This is a genomic window from Denitrificimonas caeni, assembly GCF_905120345.1.
GTDB lineage: Bacteria > Pseudomonadota > Gammaproteobacteria > Pseudomonadales > Pseudomonadaceae > Denitrificimonas > Denitrificimonas caeni_A.
Window position 1 is genome coordinate 96,657 of sequence record NZ_CAJHOA010000005.1, and the last position, 25,833, is coordinate 122,489.

Sequence of the window (25,833 nt, forward strand, 5' to 3'; positions counted from 1 at the left end):
AATGAGAGGAAAAACAATGCAAAATTCATTAGCTCACAGTACCGATGACCCGATTTTGCAATGGGTGACATTTCGTCTTGATAATGAAACCTATGGCGTTAATGTGATGCAGGTGCAAGAGGTCTTACGCTATAGCGAAATTGCACCTGTGCCGGGTGCACCGAGTTATGTGTTGGGCATCATCAACTTGCGCGGTAATGTTGTGACCGTGATCGATACGCGCCAGCACTTTGGCTTGCCGCCTGCTGAAGTGGATGATAATACTCGAGTAGTGATTATCGAGGTGGATAAGCAGGTCGTTGGAATTTTAGTTGATAGCGTGGCAGAAGTTGTTTACTTGCGCCAATCGGAAATAGAAACGGCTCCGAATGTGGGTAATGCAGACGCTGCTAAGTTTATTCAAGGTGTTTGTAATAAAAATGGCGAGTTGTTGATTCTAGTTGAACTGGAAAAAATGATGAGCGAAGAAGAATGGTCTGAGTTGGACACCTTGTAATGTTACCGGCAGTGTTGTTTTTATCTGTGCTGTGCGTCGGCAACGCTGTTGCTGTGTATCTGCTATGGAGACAAAAACAACGCTTAGAGGCGTTATATAGAGAACAAGATGAGCAGCATAAACAAGCGTTGAAAAATGTTACTCGACGCTTAGAAACTTATTTGTCTGGCAGTATGCAGATGGGTGAGGAGCTGCAGGAGTTGCAAAAAAATCTTGCACCTTTGCCGGAAAAAATCTTGCGTATGGAGCAAAAAGACCCTGAAAGCCTATCTTTTAGCCAAGCTGCACGTTTAGTGGGTTTGGGAGCAACCACTGAGGATCTTAAACAATCATGTGGTTTAAGTCAGTCCGAAGCGGAATTGTTGCAGCGCTTACATGGTAAGAAATAATTTTAGCTATAAAAAAGGCCAACTTATAGAGTTGGCCTTTTTGCCTTAGCAAGTAATATTACTTGCGGCTGGCTTTTTCTAACATACGCAGAGCGCGTTCGTTAGCTTCGTCAGCAGTTTGCTGAGCACGTTGAGCAGCGCTCATTGCTTCATCAGCTTTGCTGTACGCTTCGTCAGCGCGTGCTTGTGCACGAGCTACTGAGTCTTCAGTAGCGGTCAAGCGTGCTTCAGTTTCCGTTGATACACTGCTGCAACCAGTTGCTAAAACAGCAGCTAAAGCTAATGCAGAAAATTTTAGAACATTATTCATCTTGTTCCCCTTAATATGGGTTTCCATGGAAGCAACCTATCTGATGATAAGCTGGCTGTTGTATATGTTACGCATTCGCTTGATTAAGTAAACTAGTACATCGACCAGAAAGCAGTTTTTTTTGCTTTCCTGATCAATAAGTGAACATAAAATCATTACGTCTATATGCTTTGACCACAACGACCTGAAAAAGTTGTTGTGCAGTGATTTAAAGTTGCTGAGATGCAGAGAGTGAAGGGCTTTGAGGCGATTTGTATTTTGAGCCATATGAGTTATAACGCATTAGATAAGACCTGTGATTTACAGTGGCGTGAGTGTTGCAGTTTGTGCTGCTGGCGGTGTTAGCGCTAAATATTGTGATAGTCGATTTTCTATTGAGTCTCTTCGATAGGCCTTGTCGATAAAGATTGGTTAGTTTTTTTTAAATAAAAGCCTTTTTTAAAGAAAAACTTCAATAAGGGCTTGCACTTAGCAGAAATATCTCATATATTAGCGCCCTCGATTGGAACAAGCTTAAAGCTAACCAGTCACGCTTCTACCGCCCGGATGGCGGAATAGGTAGACGCAAGGGACTTAAAATCCCTCGAAGGTAACTTCGTGCCGGTTCGATTCCGGCTCCGGGCACCATACATAATAAACACACCGCCAGTGTTTATGGCTAGAGCCCGCTATATGCGGGCTTTTTCTTGTCTTCAAAAAATTCCTCTGAAAACTTTTGGCGTAAATTTGGCGTAATGATCTACTGCTTGTTGACGTTAAGCAGTGTCTTAAAGCTTGTCGAGAGCTATCAGGTCGAGCGGCATGTTAGCGGGCTGTGAAACTTATCAAAATTAGATAAATAGCTTTGTGAGAATCGATTGCTTCCGTAAGCGTCAACTGATCCTAGTCACTGCACGCTTTGCCACCCTTGGTGCTTACGTGAGCCACTAAAACAAGGATGTGAGCTTTTGATAGAGTTAGTTAATGTGCCGCTACAGGTTTCAAAGTGTGCATGAATAGATTGCTGCCGGCAGCAGCCTTGCGAAGACCAGAAAAGATACGTATAACCAATCCCTTACTATTAAATCAAATAAAGTTGGCGTATCGGTAAAGCGCGCATGCTTACTAATTTAATATTAGGGTAATATAGGAAGTATCTGAATAATGGGTGACGAACCGGTCTTGCCGAGTGAACTGATAACGAGCGTTAAACATTCGATGCTTCACGCCATCGAGTGCGATGAAATCGCATCGGAAGAAGACTTGGAACACCTCATTAGGTTCATGTTCGAATTTTCCGAAAGAGATTTCTTTCTTTACTGCCCGCTATCAAACGGAGCTAACCAATTTGTTCTAGACGCTGAGTTTCGCGGAGTCCTTACCATCGAACTAACCGAAATGCGATATTATCCGCACCCAAACTTCCAACACGATTACGTCAAAATTGATCGTACAGAACCCTTGTGGGATTGGGAGAGGGAAGTCAGGGAAACATCTCCCGAGTTTGTGCGCTGCACTCTGAAGCTCACTGAGCGCTGGAGAAGAAAGTTGGAATTGCAGGAGGCGCTTGCCGATCAGGAAGAGAAAAAAGAACCGGAAAACCCTTTAATACTCAAACCAAGTATGTTTGGTCTGGGTCTTGATCTCCCGAAAGCACTCAAGTGGTTTCAGCGCTGGAAGAATAATAACCCTAAGAAATAGTCCCATAGAATCCCGAATACTCCGCGGCTTTTTGGGCATGCCTTCGGCATTCTTTCCAAAAACACACTCCGCATTCAGCGCCGCTGAACTGGGCGTTATAAGTTGCAGAACAATACGAGGAAAGGATGCACGAATATACAACTGCTTACCACGACAGAAAGCCTGCATATTACATATTGGCAGTGCTCAGTGGAATTATCGGAATCGGTATAGCCTTTCTTATTAAGGCAATCAGTGATTTTTCTGGTTTGGTAGTAGCTGCACCATCTGGAATTGCATTATATGGTTTGCTATTTATTATGCTTGATAAATTTATCTGGAAATGGCCTTGGTTGTACAGCCTTGGAATAATAAAAATCCCTGATCTAAATGGGGATTGGAAGGCGGAAATATCTTCGTCTGCAAACGACAATAAAATTTTAGCACAAGTAAAAATCCATCAGACATACAGCAAAATTCAAATTCACCTAGAAACAGAAAAATCGGATAGCCTTTCTCAGATGGCCGCTCTGGATATGGCAAGCCCGCATATGTTTACGCTTAGATATGAATACAGTGCAGAGTTCAGAAGAGATGAATCCTCTCAAATAATGCGCCACTACGGTGTAACAAGCGTAAAACTTAAAAGTGCTGACCACAAATTTTCAGATATTCACCCTGCTGTTTATTATACAGAGCAAGGCCGTGACTCACATGGTGAAATGTCATTTTCCAGGGTTGTAAAGAATGCAAAATAAATCTTCAAAAGTAGTTGAACGTTTCATTACTAAGCATGGGGAAGACGCGCTTATTGAACTTCTAAGCCCTCAGGGCGAAGAAAATATATTGACAATTATTTCAAATGCAGGAATTCATCCTTACCATGAGCTTCATAAACGAGGCGAAGTTTTTTTTGCGTCCGAAGGGTCATTTGATTTCACATCAGGTGAATCAGCTTTAGCCGAAATAGATAAGGTACTTGTTCGCGTCGCAAAAAAACTTAAGGAGAAACGCTGGACTCGTGTCTATTTGGTTCCATTTGGCCCTGCGCCATTATCGCTTCAAATTAAAAGCGTCGTTCATAAAATATTAGATATTGAAACAGTTGATGTTCTTCATATTGGAAACGGTGCTCATGTCGACATTTCAATTAACCCTAGATCAATCGCATTGCGAGCTAGCGAGTAATAATTTATAACAACTGGTTGAAACCGTTCGCTTCGCTCACTGGTACAGGCTAAACCGCACCTTAACCAAAGGTTAGGTTTTCGTATGGAATATCATTTCTAATATAGAGATTAACATGGCTAGAAATGAAAATATTATTAGTGTTTTTGTTGCATCGCCCGGGGATGTTGCAGAAGAACGATCTGCTTTAGAAGCGATTGTCTCGGAATTAAACAGGACTTGGAGTCGAAGCCTTAATTTGCGATTAGAGCTTGTTAAATGGGAAACCGATGTTCACCCTGGTTTCGCGGCATACCCCCAAGATGTAATCAACCAGCAGATAAATGATGAGTATGACGTTTTCATAGCATTATTTTGGACTAAAGTTGGCTCTCCTACCGATATCGCTGAATCTGGAACGATCGAAGAGTTCGAAAGAGCCTACCAAAAGCACCAGGATAATCCGAACTCAGTAGACATTATGGTTTACTTTAAAGACCAAGCAATTTCTCCTTCTAGAATGGATCATGTACAACTACAAAAAATTCAATTACTTAAAAGTCAATTGGGTGAAAAAGGTGGGTTGTACTGGACGTTCGAAAATACTGAAGGCTTTGAAACCCTATTAAGAGGACACCTAAGTAGAGTTGCACAATCTTGGTCTCAAAGGTTACTTGTTACAAAGGAAGTAGATGCGATCAATGATTCTCAAGTATTTGAGAGTGTTGTCGATGAAGCTGATGATTATGGGCTGTTCGACTATTTAGATATCCACGAAGATCGGATGTCAGACATGACCTCTGCATTGGAGTTGATGTCTGATGCAACAGTTAAAATCGGAACTCAATTTGATCGTCGTACAGCTGAGATAACCAGGTTAACTTCTGCTAACGTAGATGGCTCTTATGATCAGAAAGAAGCTCGAAAAATTATAAAGCTAACTAGTGATGACCTTACTAGATATTCTGAAATTCTCGACTCTCAAGTAAGTATTGCAACCTCATCAAGAACAGAAGCTTTTGATGCACTTAGCAAGGCCATTTCTATTTCAATTGAGCTTTCTACAGAAGAAGATAGTTCTGAAGAACTGAAAAAAAGTTTACGTGATATGCTGAAATCAGCTAATGACGCAAAAAATGGCTTATCATTTTTTAGAGATAGCGTTGCTAAGTTACCTAGGCTAACTGCCCAAATTAACAAGGCTAAGCGAGTGGTTATTGTCTCTCTTGATCGTGTTTTAAATGAGATAAGAAAAACCATCCAGTCTACTAATGATGTACTTGAAACGATTCAAAATATCGAGAATGAGAAAATTTAACTAAGCAATCAAGCGGACCGTTTGGACATGTTTAGGGGGCAAGGGCATATTTTAAATGCCCTTTCTTGCAGTAAAGATAAGGTGGTTTACGCTGCTTTCTTTACTGATCGGGTGCGGCCAGTTGGTAGTTTGCTGCGGTTTTGGCGTGCCCAGAGGATCACTTCACCGGCAAACCAGCGTTTTGCGGCTCCAGTTGGTTGAGTGGGTGTCGGGAATGTGGGTTGCACTACGACTTTCTGAAGGACTGTGAAGTCTGACAGGCTCATGTATTCGGCAATTTCTTTGCTGGTCCATAGGCGATCTTGCACGGGGATTTGATTTGCAGTTATTTGCTTGGCCAGCTCAATAAGTGCTTGCTCTAGATCGATATTCATTTCCGTGTCCTTTTCTTCCCGCCTGAACTGGTGGCGTGCCAGGTGACGCACGTGGCCAGCCCTCCGATCTCTGCGCCGATTTCATCGATAATCGCGCCCATTACTTCTACTAATTCCATCAGCGTTACGTTTGTTAAAACCCTGCTTGAGTGGTGCATGACTGTGCCGGCTGGCGATGCCACGCGAATTTGAGCGGCCCAGCGCGCTGGTTTGCGCGGTGGTGTTCCGAAAACTTGCGGCTGACCGTGGTTGTGCACGGTGCTGTAGGTTATGCGGCAGGTCACGCGGCCTCCTGCATTGATTCGAGCTGTTGGCGGTAGTGGCGGACTAAGCGAGGGCTGATGTCGAGCTTTTCGGCGATGGTTTCCACAGGCTGGCCAGCCTCAAGCAGTTCGGCAGTTTTGGTTAGGCGCTGGGTAGAGCGCTGATTGTTGGTGTGGTTATTGATTTTTCTTGCTTTATCGCGGCTGATGCCTAGGCGGCCAGCTCTCTTGCTCAGCGAGCTGACGCTGATACCGAGCGCCTTTGCCAGCTCAGTTAAGCATGGCGCTGTTGCGTACTGCTGCAGCACTTGCTGATTGATTGCGCTATTTTCCGCGCCTCTTTTCGCTGTACCATCAGTCACTAAAGCGCCATTCCAGTTTGGCGGTGTTGCGCCGCGCCAGATAATGTCTGTTGTTTGTACTGGACCGTTTTTGCTTTCAAACTCTGCTGTTAGTTGCGCGATTTCCGCACGGCGTTGCTGTAAGGTTAGGTCGGCGGTTTGCATAGATATTTTCATGTTATGCCGCCTCCTTTTCTGGTGCAGGCTCGCTGATAATACTTTGCAAGCGAGATGCGAGAGTGCTCTGTGTTGCTGCGCTTTCCTTGTTATTAATTGCGGCCATAATCTGCGATGCCAGTAGCAACTGGCTTGCGGCTTGACGTATTGTTTTTCTCTGGGTATCGCTAAGAGCAAGCAGCTTAAGCGCGTCGATCTCGTTCTTCAGGTGAACGGCAAGCTCGCTATAAGCCTCGGCAACATCCTCTGCTTGTAGCGTTGCCTCTAACTGTCGGCGCTTGATAATGTTCGCAGCTTCCAGCTCATCGTTAAGCAGCTCAATTGCGCGGGCACAGGTGTCTGCGCGATGCTCGATGATAGTCAATTGAGCATGTAAATCGTTGTTGCAAGCTCGCAGGCGCTCAGCTTTGTGTACGGCCTCTTTAATTTTTTCTGCGCGGTCTTTCACTCCGCAGTGGTAGCTAAATATCCCGAAAACCATCACAGCTCCGAGCAGCGCTAGTAGTGGTATGTATTGCTCAAATGTAAAATGCATGTGCGTATCCTCAAGTGGTGGCGAGGTGCGCCCGTGTTACCGGGCGCGTTGGTGGTTATTACGCGCTGAAGTTGCCGCTGTAGATTGGGCAACCGTTCTGACTGAGCTCGATGGCAATCATATTTTTCAGGTTTTCGCCGATGGATTCTTGCTGAGTGTCCTGCTGCATCCAGCGCAAGGTCAGGCGCGGTGATTCTTTGTCGGTGATGACTGCGACACGGAATACCACATCGATGGGCTCAAAGCCGATGTGCGGAACAAAGGTGAAAGTGATGTGCGTGGGCAACTGGTGCACACTGCTTTTGGCTTCGACTTCCTCCATTGCTGAGCGTGACGCGCCAAAGTGGTGCTCTGAATGTGACGCTGCAGCGCTGGCATTGATGACGATATTGCGCACGGCTTGAATGGCTTGCAGTGGGTTTTGTACGTCTTCGTTGTGCAGAATGGTCAGCTGCGGCAACCAGTCTTCGATGAACTCGGCGAGCTGTGACTGCTTGAGGCGCTCACCATTAATGGCCAGCGCTGCGGCATAAGCTGGCGATGGCTCTAAACTAAGACTTGCCTGATGCTCGGCGTGCCCGGGCGTGGCGCGGCCGCCAAGGTCAAAGTAGGCGCGGGCGCTCATGCGGCGCTTGTCTGTATCGACAAAAATAGAGCCTGCATCGTGATCGTTTGCGTATACGCAGAAGTCTTCAATGCTGGTGGTGCTGAAGTTGCCGCGAAAGCGACGGCGCTCTGGCATGTACTTCTCAAGATCAATCGCTTTGAATGACTCAGGCACGATCATTGCGCCGGTGTTGATCGAGTCAGCCCCATCATTTGCGAGACCTATGGCGGATATGGCGTTGTCGATGATGAGTTGTAGGGTATCTTTTTGCATGTGCGTGTTTCCTTATTTACGTGGTGGTTTTGGGTTTGGGTTAAACGGATTTAGCAACAACCGGCGCTTGCTCACGTGAGAACAGTTGCGCCGTCGGGTCGCTCATGTATAGCTCTAGGCCATTAGCGGTGACGTACATTGGGGTGTCTAGCGCGGTGTCTTCTCGCTTCTGGCCGCGTTTCGTTGGCTGAGCAAAGTCGAGTTTGTGGGTGATCTTTACCTGGTTACTTTCTCCGATTTGCTGGATGTCGAATGAGATTGTTACCTTGCCTTTTTTATGGTGCTCGACTACGCCAGCCGCTACGGAGCTGAGCGCTACCGCGACTTGCTGGGCGAATACGCCAGCGTTTAGGTTGTTTAAAAACTCGGTTACGTCTGTTGGTTTCATGGTGTTGCCCTCTGGTGCTTTGGTTATGCATCTCGTGCTGCGGTTTTGTTTCAACTTATAGGTGTGGGTTATTCGTGCAGGCTCTGCATGCTGATTTATCATCAGTGATTGTGCGCCCGAAGGTGTCTCCACAACCCAAGCATTCTTGCAGAATGACGGTGCGCTGCGTGAGCTTGATTAGGTGCTGCGCTTGGCTTTTAGCGTCATCCAGTGCGTTTTGGTGAATTCCGGTGCGCTCGATTACCAAGTCACCGTTCATGCTTTTTATGGTGCGGTAGCAGCGATTTGACCAACGGCCCCATGGCGCAACCATGCCTAGGCGTTCGTAGATGTTTATTAGAATGACGTTGTCAAAGTCTGCGCCATTGCCCCAGATGCAAATTTCTTTAAGCGGGGTTTCGCTGTCATGCATCCAGTCGGTAAGCAGGGTTAGGGCGACGTATATGTCTGTAGATGGATCTAACAGCTCTTTACTCGCAGCCTCACTTTGCTTTAACCACCATAAAACTGTGGAGGCATCCATAACCCCGCCGGCATTTACAGAGCTCTGCAGGTCAACGGTTTCGTAAAACTCACGGCCTAAAGTGCCGCTTTCTAGATCAAATTCGACTGCGCCAATGGAGCAAATAGCGGCATTGCTGCCTATGCCCATGGTTTCCAGATCAATCATTATGTTTTTCACGGCTTATTCCTTATGCAGCTTTTGCTGCGGCTTCTTGTGCGTCTAGCCAGCGGGCTAGGTCGCTCAGATAAATAATGCATGGAGCGCGCTGGCTGGCGTGTAGTTTGCTGACGCTTAGCGGTTGCGGGTGTGCGCGCAAAATGCGCAGCAGGTGCTCCTCGTTGTTGATGTGTGGCATGTAATCTGCGCGGAACTCTGAGAGCTCTATGTGATTACGGGTGTAACGTTTTCGCAGTTGATCAAGCGTTGTCGTTGCCATTCCCCCGCGCCCCCTTTGATGCTGCAGCGTGCTGCCATTTGATGCGTAAATGCGTTTCAACTATGGGTTTTAGGTGCGCTGGCACCTTTTCTATTGCTTCGCGGCGCTCTTGCAGGGTTTTTAGCTCTGTAATTTGCGCCGCGTAGTGTCTAGGCCACATTTTTAAGCGGCATTTTCCGTATCTGAATGGCCAGCTGTTGAGCTATCCAGGCGATACCGTTCTCGGTGATCATCACAACGCCGTAATGCGAGTAGGACTGGATTGACGGGTTCCAGCGGCTGCGCGTTTGCACAAAGAAGTTCGGGCCTTGGCGGTGCTTGCAGTGCAGTTCGCCGATTTGGGTTAGCACGCCGATATCACGCAGCTTTTTGCGTAAATGGTGGGGCTTTAGGCTGAGGAGTGCCGCTGCTTGATTGATGTCACGATGCATGGCGAACCTCCAGCTGGCGGCGAACGTCGATACTGATCTGGCTAGAGATGCGTAGGGCTTCTTCACGCAGATCTTCAAGACTGCCATCATTAATAATGATGTGATCGGTGTCTTTAACGCTTAAACGGTTTTCGCTGCGATGAGTGCTGCCGCTTATGCGCTTAACTGGGCGTTCAACGTGGATTAAAAAGCCATGCTCGCGCACAAAGTCAGCTTCATTTGGAAAGCGCACGTCAGTGATCAGAATTGTTGCGTCTGGCTGCGCTTGATTTAAGCGGTGCAAGCGCTTTGCGGCAGCAATCAGCCATATATCTGCATTGATGGTGTCGCGGCCCCATTCAGTGCCCAAGGTTTGCATCATGTGACGAGGCGTTGCTTGAAAATCATTGTTCATCTCGTCTTTTTTCCAGCCATTTAGCTCATGCTCCTCTAGGCCGATAGCTTTTAGCATGGTCTTTAGTGGCTCAGCAAAGGCATACGTCATACAGTGATGCTCTTGCTTGATGAGCTTCGCGATGGTGTCTTTACCTGAGCGCGCATGACCTGCGATACCAATAATAGGTAGCGTTGGCCAAGGTGCATCCTGGCTGCTTTGGGCGGCGATTAAACGAGGTTTCATGCTGCGTCACCTCCGCCTGTTGGGAAGTGACCGCCGATGTTGCGGGATTGTTTTAGAACAGCTTTGCCGCTGCGAATGACCAACTGCCCGCCTGTCTCACGCTCAATGTGCGCGATTGCGGCAGGACTTGAGGCGCAAGCAGGGTGCAGGTGGATAGTAGCGGTTGTAAATGTATGTGCATTTTGAGTTTGCATAGTGAATTACTCCGAGTGAGACCGTGGTGGGTTCGGAGTAAGTATAGCTAAAGGTTTTTATCAGTCAATACTAAAAGGTATTTATTTACCAATAGGTTAGTATCTTATTTTGCTGGGCGATACGATCCCGCCGACATAGTGAATGTGCTCAATATTTTCTATCGGTATGTTTATGCGGTCGTGGGTGTGGTTTATTGACATCAGGCTAGCTTCAATATTGTTATGGTACAGAAGTTCTTTGATCATGCATCTGCCGTCAACTGTTTTAACCATGACGTATTCGCCACTGACTAACTCATGGTTTGGTTCGCACCAAACTACCCATCCGTTGCGTATGGCAGGATGCATAGAGTCGCCTTTTGTGCGTAAGGCATACGCGGATGGGTCGTTACTAATCACTTCTATACAGCCGTCTGCGCTCTCTAGCTCACACCAGAAGCCCTCGTCGCCGAGTTGGGCTGTTCCCTTTATATCCACTACGCGCCAATTCCTTATTTCTGGTGCAGCCTCGAATTCGCTAGCCTCCTCTAATTGAGGAGCGCTCAAAGTACCTGGCGGTAAGCCTAAAGTGTTTTCAAATTCGATTGCGGCGTTATCTCCCATATTCTTAGTGCCATTAAGAACTTGAGTGAGGTACGCAGGATAGGTCTTGCTGAAGTTGTGAGTGCGGCAGAACTCGGCAATATTCCTCCTATTAGAACCGTCCGTAGGAGAGATTATTTTATTCAATATTGCGAGTCGCATTTCAAAAACGTTCATGATCCAGCCTTTTATATACCAATCAGTTGTTGATTTATTAAATACCTATAGGTATTATTCTCGCTACTTGGAGGTATTTATGAAGCTATTAGAATTTATCAAGCAACAATCATCTAGCGGTTTACCTGTATTCGCTAAGGAATGCGGTACTTCTCTCGGATATTTAAGGCAGGTTGCATGGGGACATAAAATCCCTAACGTGACACTAGCAATCAATATTGCTCGGTTGACTGGCTATGAGGTTTCTTTGAGTTCGTTGCGACCTGATATCAATTGGGTGCAATGGCATCAAGATATTGAGTGTGACATTAAAAGAGCTGCCTAAATTAAGAATCGCTAAGGGGCAATCCACCACGATCTCCCCCTTAGCTAGGCCGCACATGCAAATATACAAGCCGTAAGCGAATCATAAGCAATTGCTTAAGAACACGCAACGGCGATAGCGATTAGGAAAAGCCGTATGAGCCGTAAAGACTTACTTCCTGTTGAAAATGTTCAACTTAATGTTCGGCAAGCGCTGTATCGCGCTAGTCGTGATTATCCTGGCGGGCAATTCGCGCTCGCTCTTACTCTTGGTATATCTGCGGATGATCTGTGCAAGCGGGTCAACCCTAAAGACATTCGGCCAATTCGGCCTGAGCTTATTGAAGAAATTGTGGAAGCCACGCGCGATCAGCGCTTGCTAGCAGCATTGGTGCGTCCAGCAGGCGCAATGGCTTTTGTGCCTACTGTAGTTAGTACTGGTGATGCATCGCTCAAGTCGGTGGCCGCATTGTTGGATGAAGTGGGTGCTTATGTGCGCTCGCTGGCGGACGGCAGCGCTGATGATGCTTGGAAAGCGCACGAGGTTGCTGAGCTGCGTTATCACGCTGAGCGTTTGATTGGCCAGGTGCTGGGCATTGTGGCCGGTGCTGAGTTGGCGGTGGAGGTCAACCATGGCTGATCCAGCAGATTTAGCAAACGACTACGCTGAGCAGTTTTTAGAGCGCTCCTTAAATGAGCGTAGCCGCGTAGCTGGCCAGACAGTTGGTGGGGCGCTTGAGTGTGAAGACTGCGATGTTGCGATTCCGCAAGCGCGCCGTGAAGCCTTGCCGTTTTGCTCGACCTGTGTCGATTGTCAGTCGATACGGGAGCAGCGTAGATGAGCGTTATAAATAACCCGCTTGAGCTGCATGAAGTTCCTTTGATGTTGTCTTATATCAACGCTGACGTGCGTGATACATGGGTGAGTGTCGGCATGGGTTTGCGCCATGAATTTGGCGATGCAGCCTTTGATATTTACGACAACTGGAGTCAGTCGGGTGACGGCTATAAAGCTGCCTCAACACGCTCAGTTTGGAAATCGTTCAGAGGCAGTGCTCTAGGGATTGCCTCTGTTATTAAAATGGCTGCTGAGAATGGCTGGCAGCGTGAAGTTCGTGAAATCAGCGCGGCTGAGCGTGAGCGTATTGAAGCGCAACGTGCAACTGAGCAAGCCCAGCGTGCGATTGATGATGCAGCGGCTGAGGCGGCTGAAGAATTGATGCGTGACCAGGTGAGCGATGCTTGCCGTAAGGTTTGGGAGCTGCACTGCAATACGGCGGGTGATAGCGTCTATCTGAAAAATAGGCAGGTATCGAACGGGCCTGCGCGATTTATGAATAAGCTGGTTGTTATCGAGATTGATTCAGCCGCAGCACGGGTGCAAATCTGGGTGGGTGATGACGGTCACCGCTGGTTACGTAGTGTGCCTAAGCCACGACCTGAAACACTGAGCATGATGGTTTTGCGGGCAGGCATGATTGTGCTTCCGCTATTTGATAAGCACGGCCAACTGCAGTCGATTCAAACGATTAACGAGCAGGGGACTAAGATGTTCCCGAAGTCTGGCCGTAAAAGCGGCTGCTACTCATTGATTGGCAGCATGACAGGTGCGTCGGTGCTGGCGGTGGCTGAGGGTTTTTCGACTGCGGCAAGTGTCCATGCTGCTACTGGCTGGCCAACAGCCATAGCGTATGACTGCGGAAACTTGAGCAAGGTGTGTAGTGCTCTTGTTGAGCAATATCCTGATATGCAGCTGCTGGTTGCAGGTGACGATGACCCGACTAAGCCTGGCAATCCGGGGCGCACGGCGGCAATGAATGCGGCTAAGCAGTATGACGGTATTGCTGTGTTTCCAACTGGCGGTGCAGTAGGCGCTGACTGGAATGATTTGCAGGTCAGTCTTGGCGGTGAAGCGGTAATGGCTCAACTGTTGGCTGCGTTTGAGCTTGGTCAGCTTCCCCCAGCCCCATCAGTGAACGGTGGGACGGCAGATTTTGCGGCACCTGCACCACTGGGGGGGGCGGGGGATGATGAGGCGCGTAAGGCGGCGATAGACCAGAAGATACTCGGTCGGTTTGCTTTAGTTGAGGGCAAGACTGATGTTTGGGATGGCCATAAAGTAGCGGTTATGCGTAAGTCTGCGTTTGAAGCGATGGTTGGCAAAGACCATGCTAAAACGTGGCTGGATAATATTCGCAAGAAGCTGATTGATAAAGACCAGGCGCAAATGTTGGTTGACCGTCGCAAGATGCAGGGCAAGGCGCTGCGCGATGGTTGGGGTGGCATGAGCCCTGTTGAGCGTTATGTTTATATCGATGGCACTAAGGATATTTGGGACCGCTCAAAGCGTCGCCGTGTGCCGGAAGGCGCTGTCAAAATGATGCTGGGTGATGCGTATCCGATGTGGCTGAACTCGCCTGAGCGCACAGTCGTGGATATGGATCACATTGTTTTCGATCCGACTATGACTAAAGACCCTGCTGTTTATATCAATACGTTTGAGGGTTTGCCGCTGGCACCGGTTGATGATGATAGCAAGTGCGCGGCGATGCGTGAGCTGATTAGCTTCTTGTGCAACGGCGATCCTGATGCAACGCACTGGTTGACCTGTTGGTTGGCTTATCCGCTTCAGAATATGGGTTCGAAGATGGATACTGCAGTATTGCTGCACTCCAGTATGGAAGGATCGGGCAAATCTTTGTTTTTCAGTGACATTATGGGGCAGGTTTACGGACAGTACGGGGCAACAGTCGGGCAGGCGCAGCTTGAGTCGAGCTGGACGGTTTGGCAGTCGGGCAAGATGTATGCGGTGTTTGAAGAGGTTGTGAGCCGCGATCAGCGTTATAACCAAGTCGGCAAGATCAAGCACATGATCACCGGTAAGACGGTGCGGATGGAATCAAAGTTTGTGAATGGCTGGGAAGAGTCCAACCACATGAATGCGGTTTTCTTATCAAACGAGATTCTACCTTGGCCCATCAGTGAGAATGACCGACGCATGCTGGTGATGTGGCCTGAAAAGACATTACCGGTGGATCGTCAAAAGGCACTCGGCGCTGAGCTGACGGGCGAGGGTGTTGAGGCGCTGCTTGGTTATCTGATGAATTACGACTGCGGTGACTTCGATCAGCGCACGCGGCCTCCGTTCACGTATGCACGGCAGCGGTTGGTTGAATTATCGCGGTCAGGCTGGGAAAACTTCATTGCGCAGTGGCGGCAAAGCCTTCTTTCTGTACCATACGATATTGTGCGCACTCAGGACCTGCATGATCTGTACCTTGAATGGTGTCATGTGAATAAGGAAAATACTTTAAGTGAAACGAAGTTCTCTCTGTTTGTATCGACCAAGGTGCCAAAAACAACCAGCACAGTGTTTTGGATGGACGACAGCGGTGTACGCAGGCGCAGCATGTTGTTCATTCCTGACATTGATAGGGCCTCCATGCCACCGCTGAGTGACGCTAAGGCTATGGGCGCGGCTATCAGGCAGTGGCGGCGTGCGGCTTACTGGGCGGGCTGGTCGGTGGATAGCTGGGCTAAGTGCCTCGGCTTTATTGTGCCGATGGATGCTGATCGACCTCGGGAGGCTGCGTAATGCTTCAACTGTCTAGGGTGTCTAGGGTGTGTCTAGGGTTGGTTTCGCCAACCATAGACAAGCAAGAGCCGCGCAGTTCGTGGCTTTGCGGTGGTCTGTCTAGGGTGTCTAGGGTTTAACCCGCGCGCACGCATGTATTAAATAATAAAAGATTAAAGTACGGATTCTGTTTTTAATTCTCATGCGTGAGCAAAAACCCCTAGACACCCTAGACACCCTAGACAATAGAGCTTAAGTAGTTGTTTTATAAGGTTTTAAATTGTCTAGGGTTCTGTCTAGGGTTGGGTGTTTTCTGTCTAGGGTTGGATTTTGGTGTTGTTTGGTTGATTGAGGAGCTTTCCAATGAATAAGCAAGTTGATGCAGTGTTGTATGCCTGGGGCGCTGAGATGGCAGCAGGCAAGCTGGTTGCGAGTATCCCGAGCCAGCTAGGCCCTCTGATCGATAACAAGGGCGTAATGAACTTTGGAGAAGGTCACGGCAGATGCTTGAGCAAGGTGCCTATGTACTTGGAGACATCACGCCGCTGTGATGACGTGGATATGCTGTTGCTGCAGATGTTTGATGATGTGGATGCTGGCGGCCTTGGTAGCGGCCGTGCGGCCTCACTGTGGCGTTTGGCGCGGGTTCGCTATGTCGTGGCGGCCGGCTGTAGCCTTGAGGAGCAGTTTGCTTTGGTGGGCGTTTCACGCGCCACCTATCAAATCTGGCTGAATGCTCTTCACGATTACCTTGAGCTGCACCTAGCTGCTCATATCCTAGCCGCGTAAGTGTTATGACCGTTCGTCGGGGCTGCACGGTGCGACTGCATTATGAGTACGGAGCGAATAGGTAGCGAACCGTAAAGGCTTTAAAAGGGGGTTTACGCCACTAGGCCTCATCCCCTACCTTTTACATATCGTTTGGTTTGACGCCTACAGCAAAGCTCGAAAGCAAATACAGCCAGCGGTATCTAAGTTCGTGTTGTGTCCTCGCTGTCTGACCACCACCAGACAGCACCAAGCCTCCCAAATCTTTACGGCGTTTGGGGGGCTTTTTAATTTCTACCCCATTGACGGATAAGGCTTGGCGATGAATGACGAACGTACGCTGCTCGATGTTCCACTAATGTTATTTGTACTGGTTGCATTGGCGGGCATGGCTGGTGAAATGCGCCAAGCTGATCTTCCGGGTGTAACCACTAGCGATATCATTAAGCGCGTTCTATTACGCTTCTCATCCAGCGCTATGTTTGGCGTTGCCACGCTAATGCTGGCACAGGAGCTTTGGGGGCGACTAATGATTAGCGGTGGCCTCGGCATGGTCGTTGGGCTGCTCGGTGCTGACATTGCTGGCGTGCTGTATAGCCGAGCAATTGCGCGACGTTTAGACGCCGGCATTGACACCAAGAGCTAATCTACTGAAGGGCGCGCCCTTCATTGTATTGAATTGGGTGTAAGCAGTGTGCATTAGAGGATAGCTCTGATTAGGGTGTTGGATTGGGCTCTAAAGTCCTAATAGTAAGGGCTATCCTCTAATGCAGATTACGAACAGGTAACGCATCCGCATTAATTATTTTAAATAAGTATAGCTAGCCGTTCCGGATATCTACTTTCATGGGTCCTCTTGAGCGGGGGCCATGCTACGCGGGTAATTCGTGCCCGTTCGCTCTCTAGCTGAGGCGGCCCTTAGGGTGTCCGTCTTTAGATTATTCGAGGTTTGATATGCGAGTCACAAAAGCTCAGCTTGCTGATTTTGTTGGCAGAGATGAGCGTACGCTGACTCGCTGGCAAAACGAAGGCATGCCTGTTTTAGAGTTTGGCCTTGGCCGTGGCAACGAAAACGAATACGACACCGTAACAGTGATCGGCTGGATAGTTGACCGTGCACTCAACAACGGCAAGGAGTCAGCCAAAGAAAGGCTCGACAGGATCCGTGGCGACCGCGAAGAGCTGGCTTACGCAAAAGATTTAGAGGAGGTGGTTGTAGCAGATGAATTGCTAGGCCGCTTTGAGGCAATGATCGTAGCCGCTAAAGGCGAGCTACTGAATACATTGCCAGACCAGATCGCGACTGACTTATCGGCGCGTTACAACATTGATATTGATGAAACCTTGATCCGCGACCCAATCGATCAGGTGCTTAGGAATATGGCCAACTATGATCCTGACGACGACCTCGAGTCAGCAAACGGGGATACTGACCAGCGCGGCGACGCGGAGGAAGCTGACGACTACAGCTAGGCAGAAAATCAAACGCCTTGCACGCCACTGGTCACCGCCGCCAAACGTAACCTTTATCGAATGGGCTGAGCGCTACCGCTGGTTATCACCAGTTGAAGCTGCTCGCTCTGGTAAGTACTCGTTTGCAATTACGCCACACTTAACGTGGCCAGGCGGACCACTCGAAGCATTAGAAGACCCTGAAGTGATTGAAATCTGCGGCATGAAATCTGCGCAGGTGGCATGGACTTCAGGTGTTGCTGGTAACGCCATCGGTAAGTGGATCGATATTGATCCCGCGCCAATCTTGATGCTGTTCCCGAAAGCAGACTCCGTTAAACAGTACGTTGGCGAAAAGCTGGAACCGATGATTGAAGCCACGCCACGCCTCGCGCGCAAAGTGGACTTACGCAGCCGCAAGCTGCAGCAGCGTCAAGACTTTAAGAAGTTCCCTGGTGGGTTTTTGAAGATGGTCGGCTCCAACTCTCCCGCCAGCGTTAAATCAACGCCCGTTGGCCGTGTAATTATCGAAGAGCCAGACGACTGTAACCTGAACCTGCGCGGCCAAGGTGACAGTATCAAGCTGGCAAAGGAGCGTCTTAAAACGTTCCGCCGGCCAAAGATCATCATCGGCGGTACGCCAACACTCAAGGGCCTATCTTCTATTGAAGCCGAAATGGAACTGTCGGACAAACGTCGCGGCTTGGTGCCATGCCATGACTGCGGCCAATCGCATGCGTTGAACTTCGACAACCTGCATTGTGATGAAGACAAGACAGTAAATCACGAGGTATACGGATCACATCGGCCAGAAACAGCATTCTACAACTGCCCGCACTGCGGCTCAGTTTGGGATGACAACCAAAAAAACGCAAACCTGAAGCACGGTCGATGGGTTGCCACTGCAGAGTTTCGCGGTATTGCTGGCTACTACATTAATGAGTTGTACGCCACGTTCTACGGCTCACGCTTTGAAGTTCTGATCGAAAAGAAACTGCAGGCACAGCGCGCAGCAGACATGGGCAATATTGGCCCCATGATTGCATTCGTAAACTCATCGAAAGGCGAGTCATACGAATACCAAAGCGACGCACCTGCAGTAGACGACCTAAAAGAACGAGCTAAAGATTACAAGCAAATGACCGCACCGCATGGCGTACTGCTTATTACTGCCGGTATCGACTTTCAGCATGACCGTATCGCCATCGTTGTTGTTGGCTGGGGCAGAAATGAAGAGTCGTGGAGGCTTTACTGGGATGAGCTTCACGGCGACATAAAAGACGAAAAAGACCCAGTATGGGGCGAGCTCGACAAATTGCTATCAACGCCAATTCCTACCGCTAATAACGCAGTATTAGGTATCAGCGCAGCATCATTGGACAGCTCGGACGGAAATACAAACGACTCCGTTTACAGCTACGTTCGTACCCGCCAGAAGTTCGGTGTAATGGCAATCAAAGGGGCATCGATCGATAGTCGTGAGCGTGAGATTTACACGCGCCCACCGCAATCCATCGATGCCAGTCGCACCAATAAATCAAAGGCCGCCAAATATGGGCTGCGCGTCAACATCGTTGGTACGCACAAAGCCAAAACACTGATCGACCAACGCCTGCGATTACTGGGTACTGGCCCCGGCCGCATGCACTGGTACCAAGATATCCGCGCCGATTACTTTGAGCAGCTCACCAACGAAGTCTTAGCCCCGCATCCGCGCAACCCAAGCCGCATGGTATGGCAGCTGAAATCAGGCAGGCGCAACGAAGCATTGGACTGTGAGGTTTACGCCTTGCATGCCGCTCGATCACTCAAAACGCACTTGCTCAAAGAGCATGAATGGGATGCGCTCGAGCAGCAGATCATGCAACCAAACTTATTCAGTAAGCCCGATGAGGCAGTTGCTCAAGTGCCAGCGCGCGCAGCCAAAGCAACGCGCCGCCGAGGCTCGCGCAGCAGCGGAATTTAAACAGGAGACCACCATGCCAACAGCAGAAAAACGGTTGGCCGATGTTCGCGCCTCGATCAACGAGGTGCTGACGTATGGTCAGTCAATCCAAAAAGACGGCCGCGTACTTAAGCTGGCCGACCTAAATGCCCTACGATTACTCGAAAAGCAGTACGCGCAAGCGGCATCAACTGAAGCCAGAAGCGCCCAGCGTAAACCACGCAATCGCGTTTACTACGGGGTGATTTAATGAGCAAAGAGATTGCCGAATCCGTACAAACCAAACTGCTCGAAGCCGCCATGCAATACGCCAACCCACAAAACCAGCCAACAGCTCAAGGTGGCGGCGGCGGGGTAGAGACTCGCTATCGCGGTGCATCCCGAGTTCTACGTTCCATGGTCAGCTGGATACCAGGACTAAGAAGCCCAGCGGCTGATTTGCCACTTGGTGAACGTGAAACTCTGATCGCCCGTTCACGCGATGCCATGCGCAACCACCTGCTGGCTCGTGCTGCAGTCATGCGGTTACGTACCAGTGTAGTGGGTACCGGCCTAGTGTGTTACGCACAAGTGGACGCCAAAGGCTTAGGTATCACTGCAGAGCAGGGCGCTGAACACGATTGTCAGCTCAATAGAATCTGGGAGCTGTACGCATTAGATGCCCGTGAATGTGACGCAGAAGCAACGCTAAATCACTATCAAATGCAGGCCTTGGTACTGATATCAGCGCTGGTCAATGGTGACGTATTTGTTGCCACACCTTACATCGAGCGCACCGGAACATTGTTTGGTACTCGACTGCAGATTTTTGAGGCCGATCGTGTTAGCAACCCAGGCGACGCGCAAGACACGAATACCATGGTCGATGGTGTTGAGTTTGACCAGTACGGGGCACCAGTTCGCTACCACGTGACCAGTGATTACAAGGTTGGCCGCACCTTTGCCAGCATAACCCGTAAATGGCATGTGCTTGATGCGTTCGGCAAAGAGACTGGCCGCCGCCGCACCTTACATATCATGAATGAAAAGGAGCGCCCTGGACAAAAACGCGGCGCGCCATTCCTCGCTCCAGTACTTGAGCCACTACAAAAGCTTGAGCGCTACAGTTCAGCAGAATTAATGGGCGCAGTACTCAGCGCATTCTTCACCGTGTTTATTGAAAAAACAGAACACTACGAAGAGAGCCTGTCGCCAATGAGCATGATGGGTTCAGAGATGCCTGACGATGGAGGTCACAGCGAAAATATTAGCTTAGGGGAGGGGGCAATTGTTGACCTTGGCAAAGGCGAAAAAGCCACCACTGTTAACCCTGCACGCGCAAGCGCCCAGTTCGATCCCTACTTCAATGCTTTTGTAACGCAAATTGGCGCCGCTTTAGAAATTCCTAAAGAAGAACTGATGCTGCACTACGACAGCAGCTATTCAGCCGCACGCGCCGCAATGCTTCAGGCATGGCGATTCTACAGCCAGCGCCGCTGGTGGTTGGTCAGTGATTTCTGCCAACCGACACGCGCACTGGTGATTGATGAAGCGGTAGCCCGTGGAATGATCAACTTGCCCGGCTACAACGACCCAGCCAAACGCCGCGCCTACCTTAATGCGCTATGGATCGGCCCCGCACGCGGCGCCATTGACGAACTCAAGGAAGCCAACGCAGCAGGCAAGCGGATCGACATCGGCGTCAGCAACGAAGCCATGGAAGCCGCAGCAATGAGCGGCGAGCCGTGGGCAGATATCTACGCCCAGCGACTGGTCGAGATCAATCAGCGCAAAGCAGACGGCATTTACTCGGTACCGAAAAACCAAGTACCTGAAACCGACATTAAAAAAACAGGTGACGAATGAGCGCATTTGAATTAGCAGCCTCACAAACGTGGCTGATTTTGCCCGACGCACTGGACAATATCCTAAGCATTGCTAAGCGCTCAAACGATGTTGAAGCGCTGGAAACCAGACTTGGCAAACAGCTTGAACATACCCACACCGTCACCAATCGCAATGGTGTAGCAGTGATCCCCGTAACTGGCCCGATCTTTCGCTACGCCAACTTGATGACACGTATCAGCGGCGCAACCAGTACCGAAGTGCTGGCCACCGATATCCAGACCGCGCTTGATGATCCAAGTATCAAATCAATCGTGCTGAATATTGACAGTCCAGGTGGTGTTGCCAGCGGCATCAACGAGTTGGCCAACCTAGTATTCCAAGGCCGCGAAAAGAAAAAGATTGTCGCCTACATCGGCGGCACCGGTGCCAGCGCCGCCTACTGGATTGCCAGTGCTGCGCACGAAATCGTCATTGATGACATCGGCCTAGCCGGCAGCATTGGCGCAGCGCTAGAAGTCCATATTGATAAGCAGAGCGATGGCGGCACCTCATATGAAATTGTCAGCAGTAACGCACCCAACAAACGCCCGGATCTCACCACCGAAGCTGGCCGCGCCAAGCTGGGCGAAATGGTTGATTCGCTGGGCAGCGTATTCCAACAAAAAGTAGCGCTTCACCTCGGTGTAGACCCTGAAAAAATCCCAGCAATGGGCGACCTCGGCGGCATTCGCGTTGGTGCAGATGCCGTTACTCATGGCTTGGCCCATCGGCTCGGCTCGCTTGAATCGCTCATCACTGAGCTTTCGACACCGCAACAACCAACCAACCTTTGGAGACCCACCACTATGACTAAGACAGTCGTAAAAACCACAGCAGAACTGCACGCCGCACTGGCTGCAGGCACCACTGCAGAGAACATCGTAATCGCTGAAGCAGTGCCAGCCACGCTCGAAAGCTTTGACCTGACCGACGTGAAAACCGAAGCGGCAAAAGCTGAGCGTGAGCGCGTTACCGCCATCACCCAATTAGCCGGCCCCGAGTTCCAAGCTGAAATTAATGCAGCCATCGAAGGTGGCCACAGCGCAGAAACTGCAGCCATGGCCATCCTGACCGCCAGCAAAGAGCGCGGCATCAGCTTGTCTGGCATTAAAAGCGACTCGACCAGCACCACGCACCAATCACCAGCTGGTGATGATGACAAAGCTGCAGAAAAACGCACCGGCTTAGTTGGCCTGATGCTCAAAGGCGCTGGCGTTAAATAACCCAGTGCGTTAATCAATCCCGCGTAATACAGGAGCCTCCCATGGCCGCCACTAACCCAGTAGTACAAACCTACATCCCAGAGCAGCTCAGCGCTGGTGATTTCCCTGTTGTGACGGACGCCGTCACCATCGGCATTAATCAAACATTAAAGGTCGGCTCAGTGCTAGGCAAAGATGCAACTGGCGACTACGTGCTCAGCCTTGCAGCCGCAGAAGACACTGCGAAAGTTCCGGTGGTTATTTGCGCTGAAGCCATCACTACCACAGACGCCAAAGGTGTCGGCATCGTGCGCCTGACCGGTGAAGTGCTGGGCAGTCAGCTGCAAATCGGCACAGGCCATACGCTCGAAAGCGTAAAAGCCGCATTGCGCCCCTTATCAATCTTCGTGCGCTAAGCACAGCAAGCCCTTTAAATCAGTACGCTAAGGAGCGCACACAATGGATATTTTTGACACTCGCACCATGCTCGCAGCCGTTGAGCAAATCCACACCCCAAGCACATTTTTACTAAACGCTTTTTTCGCTACAGCAGAAACATTTGATACCAAAACGGTTGACGTTGATATTGTCAAAGGTGGCCGCAAGTTAGCCCCGTTTGTTAGCCCGCGCCGAGAAGGTAAGATGATCGAGCGCGACGGCTTCACCAGCTCCAACATCACGCCTGCCTACATTAAGCCGAAAATGGAAACCAACGCCGAGCAGCTGCTCAAACGTTCCCCTGGCTTAAACCCATACGCTACACAAACACCGGGCGAGCGCGCAGCAATCCAGCTGGGTAAAGATTTAGCTGAACTCAACGACCAGATTACCCGACGTGAAGAGTGGATGGCAGCATCTGCACTCGGCACCGGTAAAGTGGTTATTGTTGGTGATGGCGTGGATATGGAAGTCAACTTCCAAATGGCCGCCACCCACAAAATCACTACCCTTACCGACAAGTGGGGCACTACCAACGCCGACCCAATCGGCAATCTACGCAGCTGGGCACGCCTAGTCGCTAAAGATTCTGGCCGCCGCCCAACGCACGTGATTTTGTCAGGCTCTGCACAAGACGCATTCATGAAATCCGATTCAGTCCACAAGCTGCTTAACACGCGTCGCGTTGACATGGGCATGATCGACCCGCAAAACTTGCCGGGCGGGGTTGTGTACCTTGGCTTTCTGAATGATCCAGGCATCGACATCTACGCATATAACGAGTGGTTTGTCAGCCCAGAAACAGGCTTGCTAGAACCAATGATCGCCGATGGCCAAGTCCTCATGGGTAGCTCACAAGCACAAAACAAACGCTTATACGGTGCGATTCAAGATGTGGAAGCCATCGAAACTGGAATGGTTGAAGCTGCTCGATTCCCAAAAACATGGATAGCGCAAGACCCAAGCGCACGCTGGTTGATGCTGCAGTCTGCACCACTGCCTGCTTTGCTTGAGCCAGATGCATTCCTTACCGCCAAGGTTATCGCTTAACCAAGGAGCCCATCTAATGGTTAAGAATAAAACGGCATACCTGGTGCTGCTTGGCAGCATTCAGGACACGCTCGCTCTGATTTCAGAGGGTGAACTGTTCACCCCGGCCACCACCGAGTTTGCTGACGAGTTACTCGAAGCCGGCATCATCGGCCCAGTACCGGCCGCTACTGTAAAAGAAAAAGCCGCAGGAGCCAAAGCCCAAGCCAAGGTCGATGCCAAAGCGGTTAAGGAAGCTACAGCAGCAGGCGGTGATGGTGATGACGAAGGCGACGGAGAAGAGCATGACGCAGACGCAGGCTCAACAGCCGACGACGACACCGAGTAAAGCCGAACTAGCCAGCAGCCTCAGAGCACTGGCTAACCAAATGCGCAAAGTAGCTACAGAAATGGACTACTACGGCGGTTTCTCAGTGGTTGCTCAGCACGGCAAAGAGCTGTTTGGCGCCTCATGCATAGCCCTTGACTGGGCTGACGCAATAGCGGAAGACCCTGACATCGCGGAGCGCCCATGAAACTCAAAGCAGAGTTAAAAGACGTTGATCGGGTTCTGGTATTTATGGCTGCAGTCAAAAATCAGATTCCTTTTGCTTTAGCGACTGCATTAACCCGAACGGCTCAAAACGCCAAGCGCTCGATAGAGGCAGAGATGCCAAGAGCGTTCGATACGCCTACACGCTGGACACTTAATTCGCTGCGACTAGAGGCTGCACGGAAAACCAAACTGCAAGCAGTCGTTGCCGTTAAAGACAGGGTATCGCGCGGCAATCCTGCATTGTTCTGGCTTGCTCCGGAGGTTGACGGCGGCAGTCGCGGTGACAAGCGCGCAGAAATGGCATTGAAAACGGCTGGCTTGCTTCCAAGCGGAATGCAGGTCGTGCCAGGTCGCGGCGCTAAGCTTAATCGCTTTGGCAACATGACCAAAGGCGCGATCAGTAAAGCTGCTGCTGGTGCACAAGCATCTGAAGAAAAACAATCCCAGGAGGGGCAGGCCAAGTACTTTGTTATGCGCAGAGCCGGTAGGCCTATCGGTATAGCTGCGCGATTCTCAAAATCAAGAATGGATATAGTGATGGCATTTGTTTCATCTGCCAGTTACCAAGCCCGCCTTGATTTTTACGGAGTTGGGCAAAAAGCAGTTGACCGAACACTTAGCGCAGAGGTTACCAAGTCTCTTGAGCAGGCAATTAGGACGGCAAAATGAGCAGATTTGAACGCGCAATGCAGCGCATGAATAAAGCTATCACCTCGCAGCTTAATGACGGTATTGGCGAGTTTGTCGATGGTAACGGCACTGTTCGCCAAGGTTTGCATCTCATGATTGATAGCAAGATTGAAATGGCCGGTGTTGTTGAAATGCTCACCGGTGGCATTAAGGCAGTGACTGTTCGCGTACCAGAGCTATGCGGATCAAAGCCGTCACGTGGCGGAGTATTCAAGCTAAATCAAACGCGCTATATCGTAGAAGACACCCTGACTGATGATGGCTACTTTGCTACCTATGCCTGCATGGAGCAGAGACCATGAATGAGCTAACCGATTTGCGCAATAAGCTACTGAGTTCACTCGGGGCAATTCAGCTCGGTAACGGGTTTTATACCGCCGCCGGAAACAATGTGCGCACAGGTTGGTTTGATGAGGTTATTCAGTCGGAGCAAGCGTCAAGCCCCGTCATAGTCGTGCAGCGCGGGAAAAATGGTATTCCACAAATGGATGCTGGAGAACTTGTTTTGCGCATCGGCTACTTAATTGTTGGCGCTGTAAATGTCGGTCTCGATGACTACGAGTCAGCGCTTGATGATCTTGAGCATGATATCTGGTCTGCCCTGTGCAAACGCGGCACTAGAAACATTCCATGGGCACCATTTGGCGCTTACCAGCTGGAGTTTGATGAGCCGCTAACAGCGCCCCCTGGTGGCGGCACGCAATGGGCATCGCTGGCAATACCTGTAACTTTTAAAATCATAATCAACCGTCACGAATGAGGTATTCAT

The 25,833-nt window shown here is 49.9% G+C and carries 36 protein-coding genes and 1 tRNA gene; 25 read left to right on the forward strand and 12 right to left on the reverse strand.

Features of this window, described 5'->3' with window-relative positions; translation table 11 throughout:
- Positions 1-16: 16 nt before the first annotated feature.
- Entirely contained in the window at positions 17-496 is a 480-nt protein-coding gene (locus tag JYJ62_RS10560; RefSeq protein ID WP_205342187.1) for a chemotaxis protein CheW, read from the forward strand.
- Positions 496-885 carry a DUF2802 domain-containing protein gene (locus tag JYJ62_RS10565; protein ID WP_205342188.1) on the forward strand — a complete coding sequence of 130 codons (390 nt, stop codon included), beginning with the start codon at positions 496-498 and terminating at the stop codon, positions 883-885. Before JYJ62_RS10560 ends, JYJ62_RS10565 begins: the two co-directional genes overlap by 1 nt.
- Positions 886-943: 58 nt before the next feature.
- Here the strand turns inward: JYJ62_RS10565 and JYJ62_RS10570 are convergent, their stop codons facing one another.
- Complete coding sequence (locus JYJ62_RS10570) at positions 944-1,195, reverse strand: Lpp/OprI family alanine-zipper lipoprotein (protein WP_205342189.1); 252 nt, start codon at positions 1,193-1,195, stop codon at positions 944-946.
- Positions 1,196-1,735: 540 nt separating this feature from the next.
- Here JYJ62_RS10570 and JYJ62_RS10575 point away from each other — a divergent pair.
- The 5 genes from JYJ62_RS10575 to JYJ62_RS10595 all read left to right on the forward strand — a co-directional run bounded on the left by JYJ62_RS10575 (position 1,736) and on the right by JYJ62_RS10595 (position 5,339).
- A tRNA-Leu gene (locus JYJ62_RS10575) sits at positions 1,736-1,822 on the forward strand.
- 516 nt (positions 1,823-2,338) lie between these two features.
- Positions 2,339-2,875 carry a hypothetical protein gene (locus tag JYJ62_RS10580; RefSeq protein WP_205342190.1) on the forward strand — a complete coding sequence of 179 codons (537 nt, stop codon included), beginning with the start codon at positions 2,339-2,341 and terminating at the stop codon, positions 2,873-2,875.
- Between the two features lie 125 nt (positions 2,876-3,000).
- Positions 3,001-3,612 (forward strand): hypothetical protein, encoded by a 612-nt coding sequence (locus tag JYJ62_RS10585; protein ID WP_205342191.1) that lies wholly within the window; start codon positions 3,001-3,003, stop codon positions 3,610-3,612.
- Positions 3,602-4,042, forward strand: a complete 441-nt coding sequence (locus tag JYJ62_RS10590) for a hypothetical protein (RefSeq protein ID WP_205342192.1) — start codon at positions 3,602-3,604, stop codon at positions 4,040-4,042. Before JYJ62_RS10585 ends, JYJ62_RS10590 begins: the two co-directional genes overlap by 11 nt.
- A gap of 115 nt (positions 4,043-4,157) precedes the next feature.
- Entirely contained in the window at positions 4,158-5,339 is a 1,182-nt protein-coding gene (locus JYJ62_RS10595) for a hypothetical protein (RefSeq protein ID WP_205342193.1), read from the forward strand.
- Between the two features lie 86 nt (positions 5,340-5,425).
- On the opposite strand, the gene JYJ62_RS10600 is transcribed toward JYJ62_RS10595, so the two are convergent.
- The 11 genes from JYJ62_RS10600 to JYJ62_RS10650 all read right to left on the reverse strand — a co-directional run bounded on the left by JYJ62_RS10600 (position 5,426) and on the right by JYJ62_RS10650 (position 11,241).
- Positions 5,426-5,713 carry a hypothetical protein gene (locus JYJ62_RS10600; protein ID WP_205342194.1) on the reverse strand — a complete coding sequence of 96 codons (288 nt, stop codon included), beginning with the start codon at positions 5,711-5,713 and terminating at the stop codon, positions 5,426-5,428.
- A 280-nt stretch (positions 5,714-5,993) separates the two neighbouring features.
- Positions 5,994-6,494: a hypothetical protein gene (locus JYJ62_RS10605; protein WP_205342195.1), complete on the reverse strand. Its 501-nt coding sequence runs from the start codon at positions 6,492-6,494 to the stop codon at positions 5,994-5,996.
- A gap of 1 nt (position 6,495) precedes the next feature.
- The gene (locus tag JYJ62_RS10610) at positions 6,496-7,029 is read right to left on the reverse strand and encodes a hypothetical protein (RefSeq protein WP_205342196.1); all 534 of its coding nucleotides are present in this window, start codon (positions 7,027-7,029) and stop codon (positions 6,496-6,498) included.
- Between the two features lie 58 nt (positions 7,030-7,087).
- Positions 7,088-7,909, reverse strand: coding sequence for a DUF2303 family protein (locus JYJ62_RS10615; protein WP_205342197.1), 822 nt, complete (start codon positions 7,907-7,909; stop codon positions 7,088-7,090).
- A gap of 40 nt (positions 7,910-7,949) precedes the next feature.
- Complete coding sequence (locus tag JYJ62_RS10620) at positions 7,950-8,297, reverse strand: hypothetical protein (RefSeq protein WP_205342198.1); 348 nt, start codon at positions 8,295-8,297, stop codon at positions 7,950-7,952.
- A gap of 55 nt (positions 8,298-8,352) precedes the next feature.
- The gene (locus JYJ62_RS10625) at positions 8,353-8,979 is read right to left on the reverse strand and encodes a 3'-5' exonuclease (RefSeq protein WP_205342199.1); all 627 of its coding nucleotides are present in this window, start codon (positions 8,977-8,979) and stop codon (positions 8,353-8,355) included.
- 10 nt (positions 8,980-8,989) lie between these two features.
- A complete protein-coding gene (locus tag JYJ62_RS10630) occupies positions 8,990-9,238 on the reverse strand; it encodes a pyocin activator PrtN family protein (protein ID WP_205342200.1) in 249 nt (82 codons plus the stop codon).
- Positions 9,239-9,387: 149 nt separating this feature from the next.
- Entirely contained in the window at positions 9,388-9,669 is a 282-nt protein-coding gene (locus JYJ62_RS10635; RefSeq protein WP_205342201.1) for a hypothetical protein, read from the reverse strand.
- Complete coding sequence (locus tag JYJ62_RS10640) at positions 9,659-10,288, reverse strand: deoxynucleotide monophosphate kinase (protein WP_205342202.1); 630 nt, start codon at positions 10,286-10,288, stop codon at positions 9,659-9,661. Before JYJ62_RS10640 ends, JYJ62_RS10635 begins: the two co-directional genes overlap by 11 nt.
- Positions 10,285-10,482 (reverse strand): hypothetical protein, encoded by a 198-nt coding sequence (locus tag JYJ62_RS10645; protein WP_205342203.1) that lies wholly within the window; start codon positions 10,480-10,482, stop codon positions 10,285-10,287. The genes JYJ62_RS10640 and JYJ62_RS10645 overlap by 4 nt, the downstream gene beginning before the upstream one ends.
- 96 nt (positions 10,483-10,578) lie before the next feature.
- The gene (locus tag JYJ62_RS10650) at positions 10,579-11,241 is read right to left on the reverse strand and encodes a S24 family peptidase (RefSeq protein ID WP_205342204.1); all 663 of its coding nucleotides are present in this window, start codon (positions 11,239-11,241) and stop codon (positions 10,579-10,581) included.
- Positions 11,242-11,320: 79 nt separating this feature from the next.
- Here JYJ62_RS10650 and JYJ62_RS10655 point away from each other — a divergent pair, with 79 nt between their 5' ends.
- The 18 genes from JYJ62_RS10655 to JYJ62_RS10740 all read left to right on the forward strand — a co-directional run bounded on the left by JYJ62_RS10655 (position 11,321) and on the right by JYJ62_RS10740 (position 25,824).
- Positions 11,321-11,566, forward strand: coding sequence for a YdaS family helix-turn-helix protein (locus tag JYJ62_RS10655; protein WP_205342205.1), 246 nt, complete (start codon positions 11,321-11,323; stop codon positions 11,564-11,566).
- 135 nt (positions 11,567-11,701) lie between these two features.
- On the forward strand, positions 11,702-12,184 hold the full coding sequence (locus JYJ62_RS10660) for a phage regulatory CII family protein (RefSeq protein WP_205342206.1): 483 nt from the start codon (positions 11,702-11,704) through the stop codon (positions 12,182-12,184).
- A complete protein-coding gene (locus JYJ62_RS10665) occupies positions 12,177-12,386 on the forward strand; it encodes a TraR/DksA family transcriptional regulator (protein WP_205342207.1) in 210 nt (69 codons plus the stop codon). Before JYJ62_RS10660 ends, JYJ62_RS10665 begins: the two co-directional genes overlap by 8 nt.
- Positions 12,383-15,139, forward strand: a complete 2,757-nt coding sequence (locus JYJ62_RS10670) for a DUF5906 domain-containing protein (RefSeq protein WP_205342208.1) — start codon at positions 12,383-12,385, stop codon at positions 15,137-15,139. Before JYJ62_RS10665 ends, JYJ62_RS10670 begins: the two co-directional genes overlap by 4 nt.
- Positions 15,140-15,481: 342 nt before the next feature.
- Positions 15,482-15,907 carry a hypothetical protein gene (locus JYJ62_RS10675; protein ID WP_205342209.1) on the forward strand — a complete coding sequence of 142 codons (426 nt, stop codon included), beginning with the start codon at positions 15,482-15,484 and terminating at the stop codon, positions 15,905-15,907.
- 301 nt (positions 15,908-16,208) lie between these two features.
- Entirely contained in the window at positions 16,209-16,532 is a 324-nt protein-coding gene (locus tag JYJ62_RS10680) for a phage holin family protein (RefSeq protein ID WP_205342210.1), read from the forward strand.
- Positions 16,533-16,840: 308 nt separating this feature from the next.
- The gene (locus JYJ62_RS10685; RefSeq protein ID WP_205342211.1) at positions 16,841-17,359 is read left to right on the forward strand and encodes a terminase small subunit; all 519 of its coding nucleotides are present in this window, start codon (positions 16,841-16,843) and stop codon (positions 17,357-17,359) included.
- Positions 17,277-19,304 carry a phage terminase large subunit family protein gene (locus JYJ62_RS10690; RefSeq protein ID WP_205342212.1) on the forward strand — a complete coding sequence of 676 codons (2,028 nt, stop codon included), beginning with the start codon at positions 17,277-17,279 and terminating at the stop codon, positions 19,302-19,304. Before JYJ62_RS10685 ends, JYJ62_RS10690 begins: the two co-directional genes overlap by 83 nt.
- Before the next feature lie 13 nt (positions 19,305-19,317).
- The gene (locus JYJ62_RS10695) at positions 19,318-19,533 is read left to right on the forward strand and encodes a hypothetical protein (protein ID WP_205342213.1); all 216 of its coding nucleotides are present in this window, start codon (positions 19,318-19,320) and stop codon (positions 19,531-19,533) included.
- Entirely contained in the window at positions 19,533-21,128 is a 1,596-nt protein-coding gene (locus tag JYJ62_RS10700) for a phage portal protein (RefSeq protein ID WP_205342214.1), read from the forward strand. The genes JYJ62_RS10695 and JYJ62_RS10700 overlap by 1 nt, the downstream gene beginning before the upstream one ends.
- On the forward strand, positions 21,125-22,372 hold the full coding sequence (locus JYJ62_RS10705) for a S49 family peptidase (protein WP_205342215.1): 1,248 nt from the start codon (positions 21,125-21,127) through the stop codon (positions 22,370-22,372). Before JYJ62_RS10700 ends, JYJ62_RS10705 begins: the two co-directional genes overlap by 4 nt.
- 41 nt (positions 22,373-22,413) lie before the next feature.
- Entirely contained in the window at positions 22,414-22,767 is a 354-nt protein-coding gene (locus tag JYJ62_RS10710; protein ID WP_205342216.1) for a head decoration protein, read from the forward strand.
- A 43-nt stretch (positions 22,768-22,810) separates the two neighbouring features.
- On the forward strand, positions 22,811-23,839 hold the full coding sequence (locus JYJ62_RS10715; RefSeq protein ID WP_205342217.1) for a major capsid protein: 1,029 nt from the start codon (positions 22,811-22,813) through the stop codon (positions 23,837-23,839).
- A gap of 16 nt (positions 23,840-23,855) precedes the next feature.
- Positions 23,856-24,167 carry a hypothetical protein gene (locus JYJ62_RS10720; RefSeq protein WP_205342218.1) on the forward strand — a complete coding sequence of 104 codons (312 nt, stop codon included), beginning with the start codon at positions 23,856-23,858 and terminating at the stop codon, positions 24,165-24,167.
- Positions 24,124-24,354, forward strand: coding sequence for a hypothetical protein (locus JYJ62_RS10725; protein ID WP_205342219.1), 231 nt, complete (start codon positions 24,124-24,126; stop codon positions 24,352-24,354). Before JYJ62_RS10720 ends, JYJ62_RS10725 begins: the two co-directional genes overlap by 44 nt.
- Positions 24,351-25,043, forward strand: a complete 693-nt coding sequence (locus JYJ62_RS10730) for a hypothetical protein (RefSeq protein ID WP_232365766.1) — start codon at positions 24,351-24,353, stop codon at positions 25,041-25,043. Before JYJ62_RS10725 ends, JYJ62_RS10730 begins: the two co-directional genes overlap by 4 nt.
- Positions 25,040-25,366 carry a hypothetical protein gene (locus JYJ62_RS10735; RefSeq protein ID WP_205342220.1) on the forward strand — a complete coding sequence of 109 codons (327 nt, stop codon included), beginning with the start codon at positions 25,040-25,042 and terminating at the stop codon, positions 25,364-25,366. The genes JYJ62_RS10730 and JYJ62_RS10735 overlap by 4 nt, the downstream gene beginning before the upstream one ends.
- A complete protein-coding gene (locus JYJ62_RS10740) occupies positions 25,363-25,824 on the forward strand; it encodes a hypothetical protein (RefSeq protein WP_205342221.1) in 462 nt (153 codons plus the stop codon). Before JYJ62_RS10735 ends, JYJ62_RS10740 begins: the two co-directional genes overlap by 4 nt.
- The last annotated feature ends 9 nt before the right edge of the window (positions 25,825-25,833 follow it).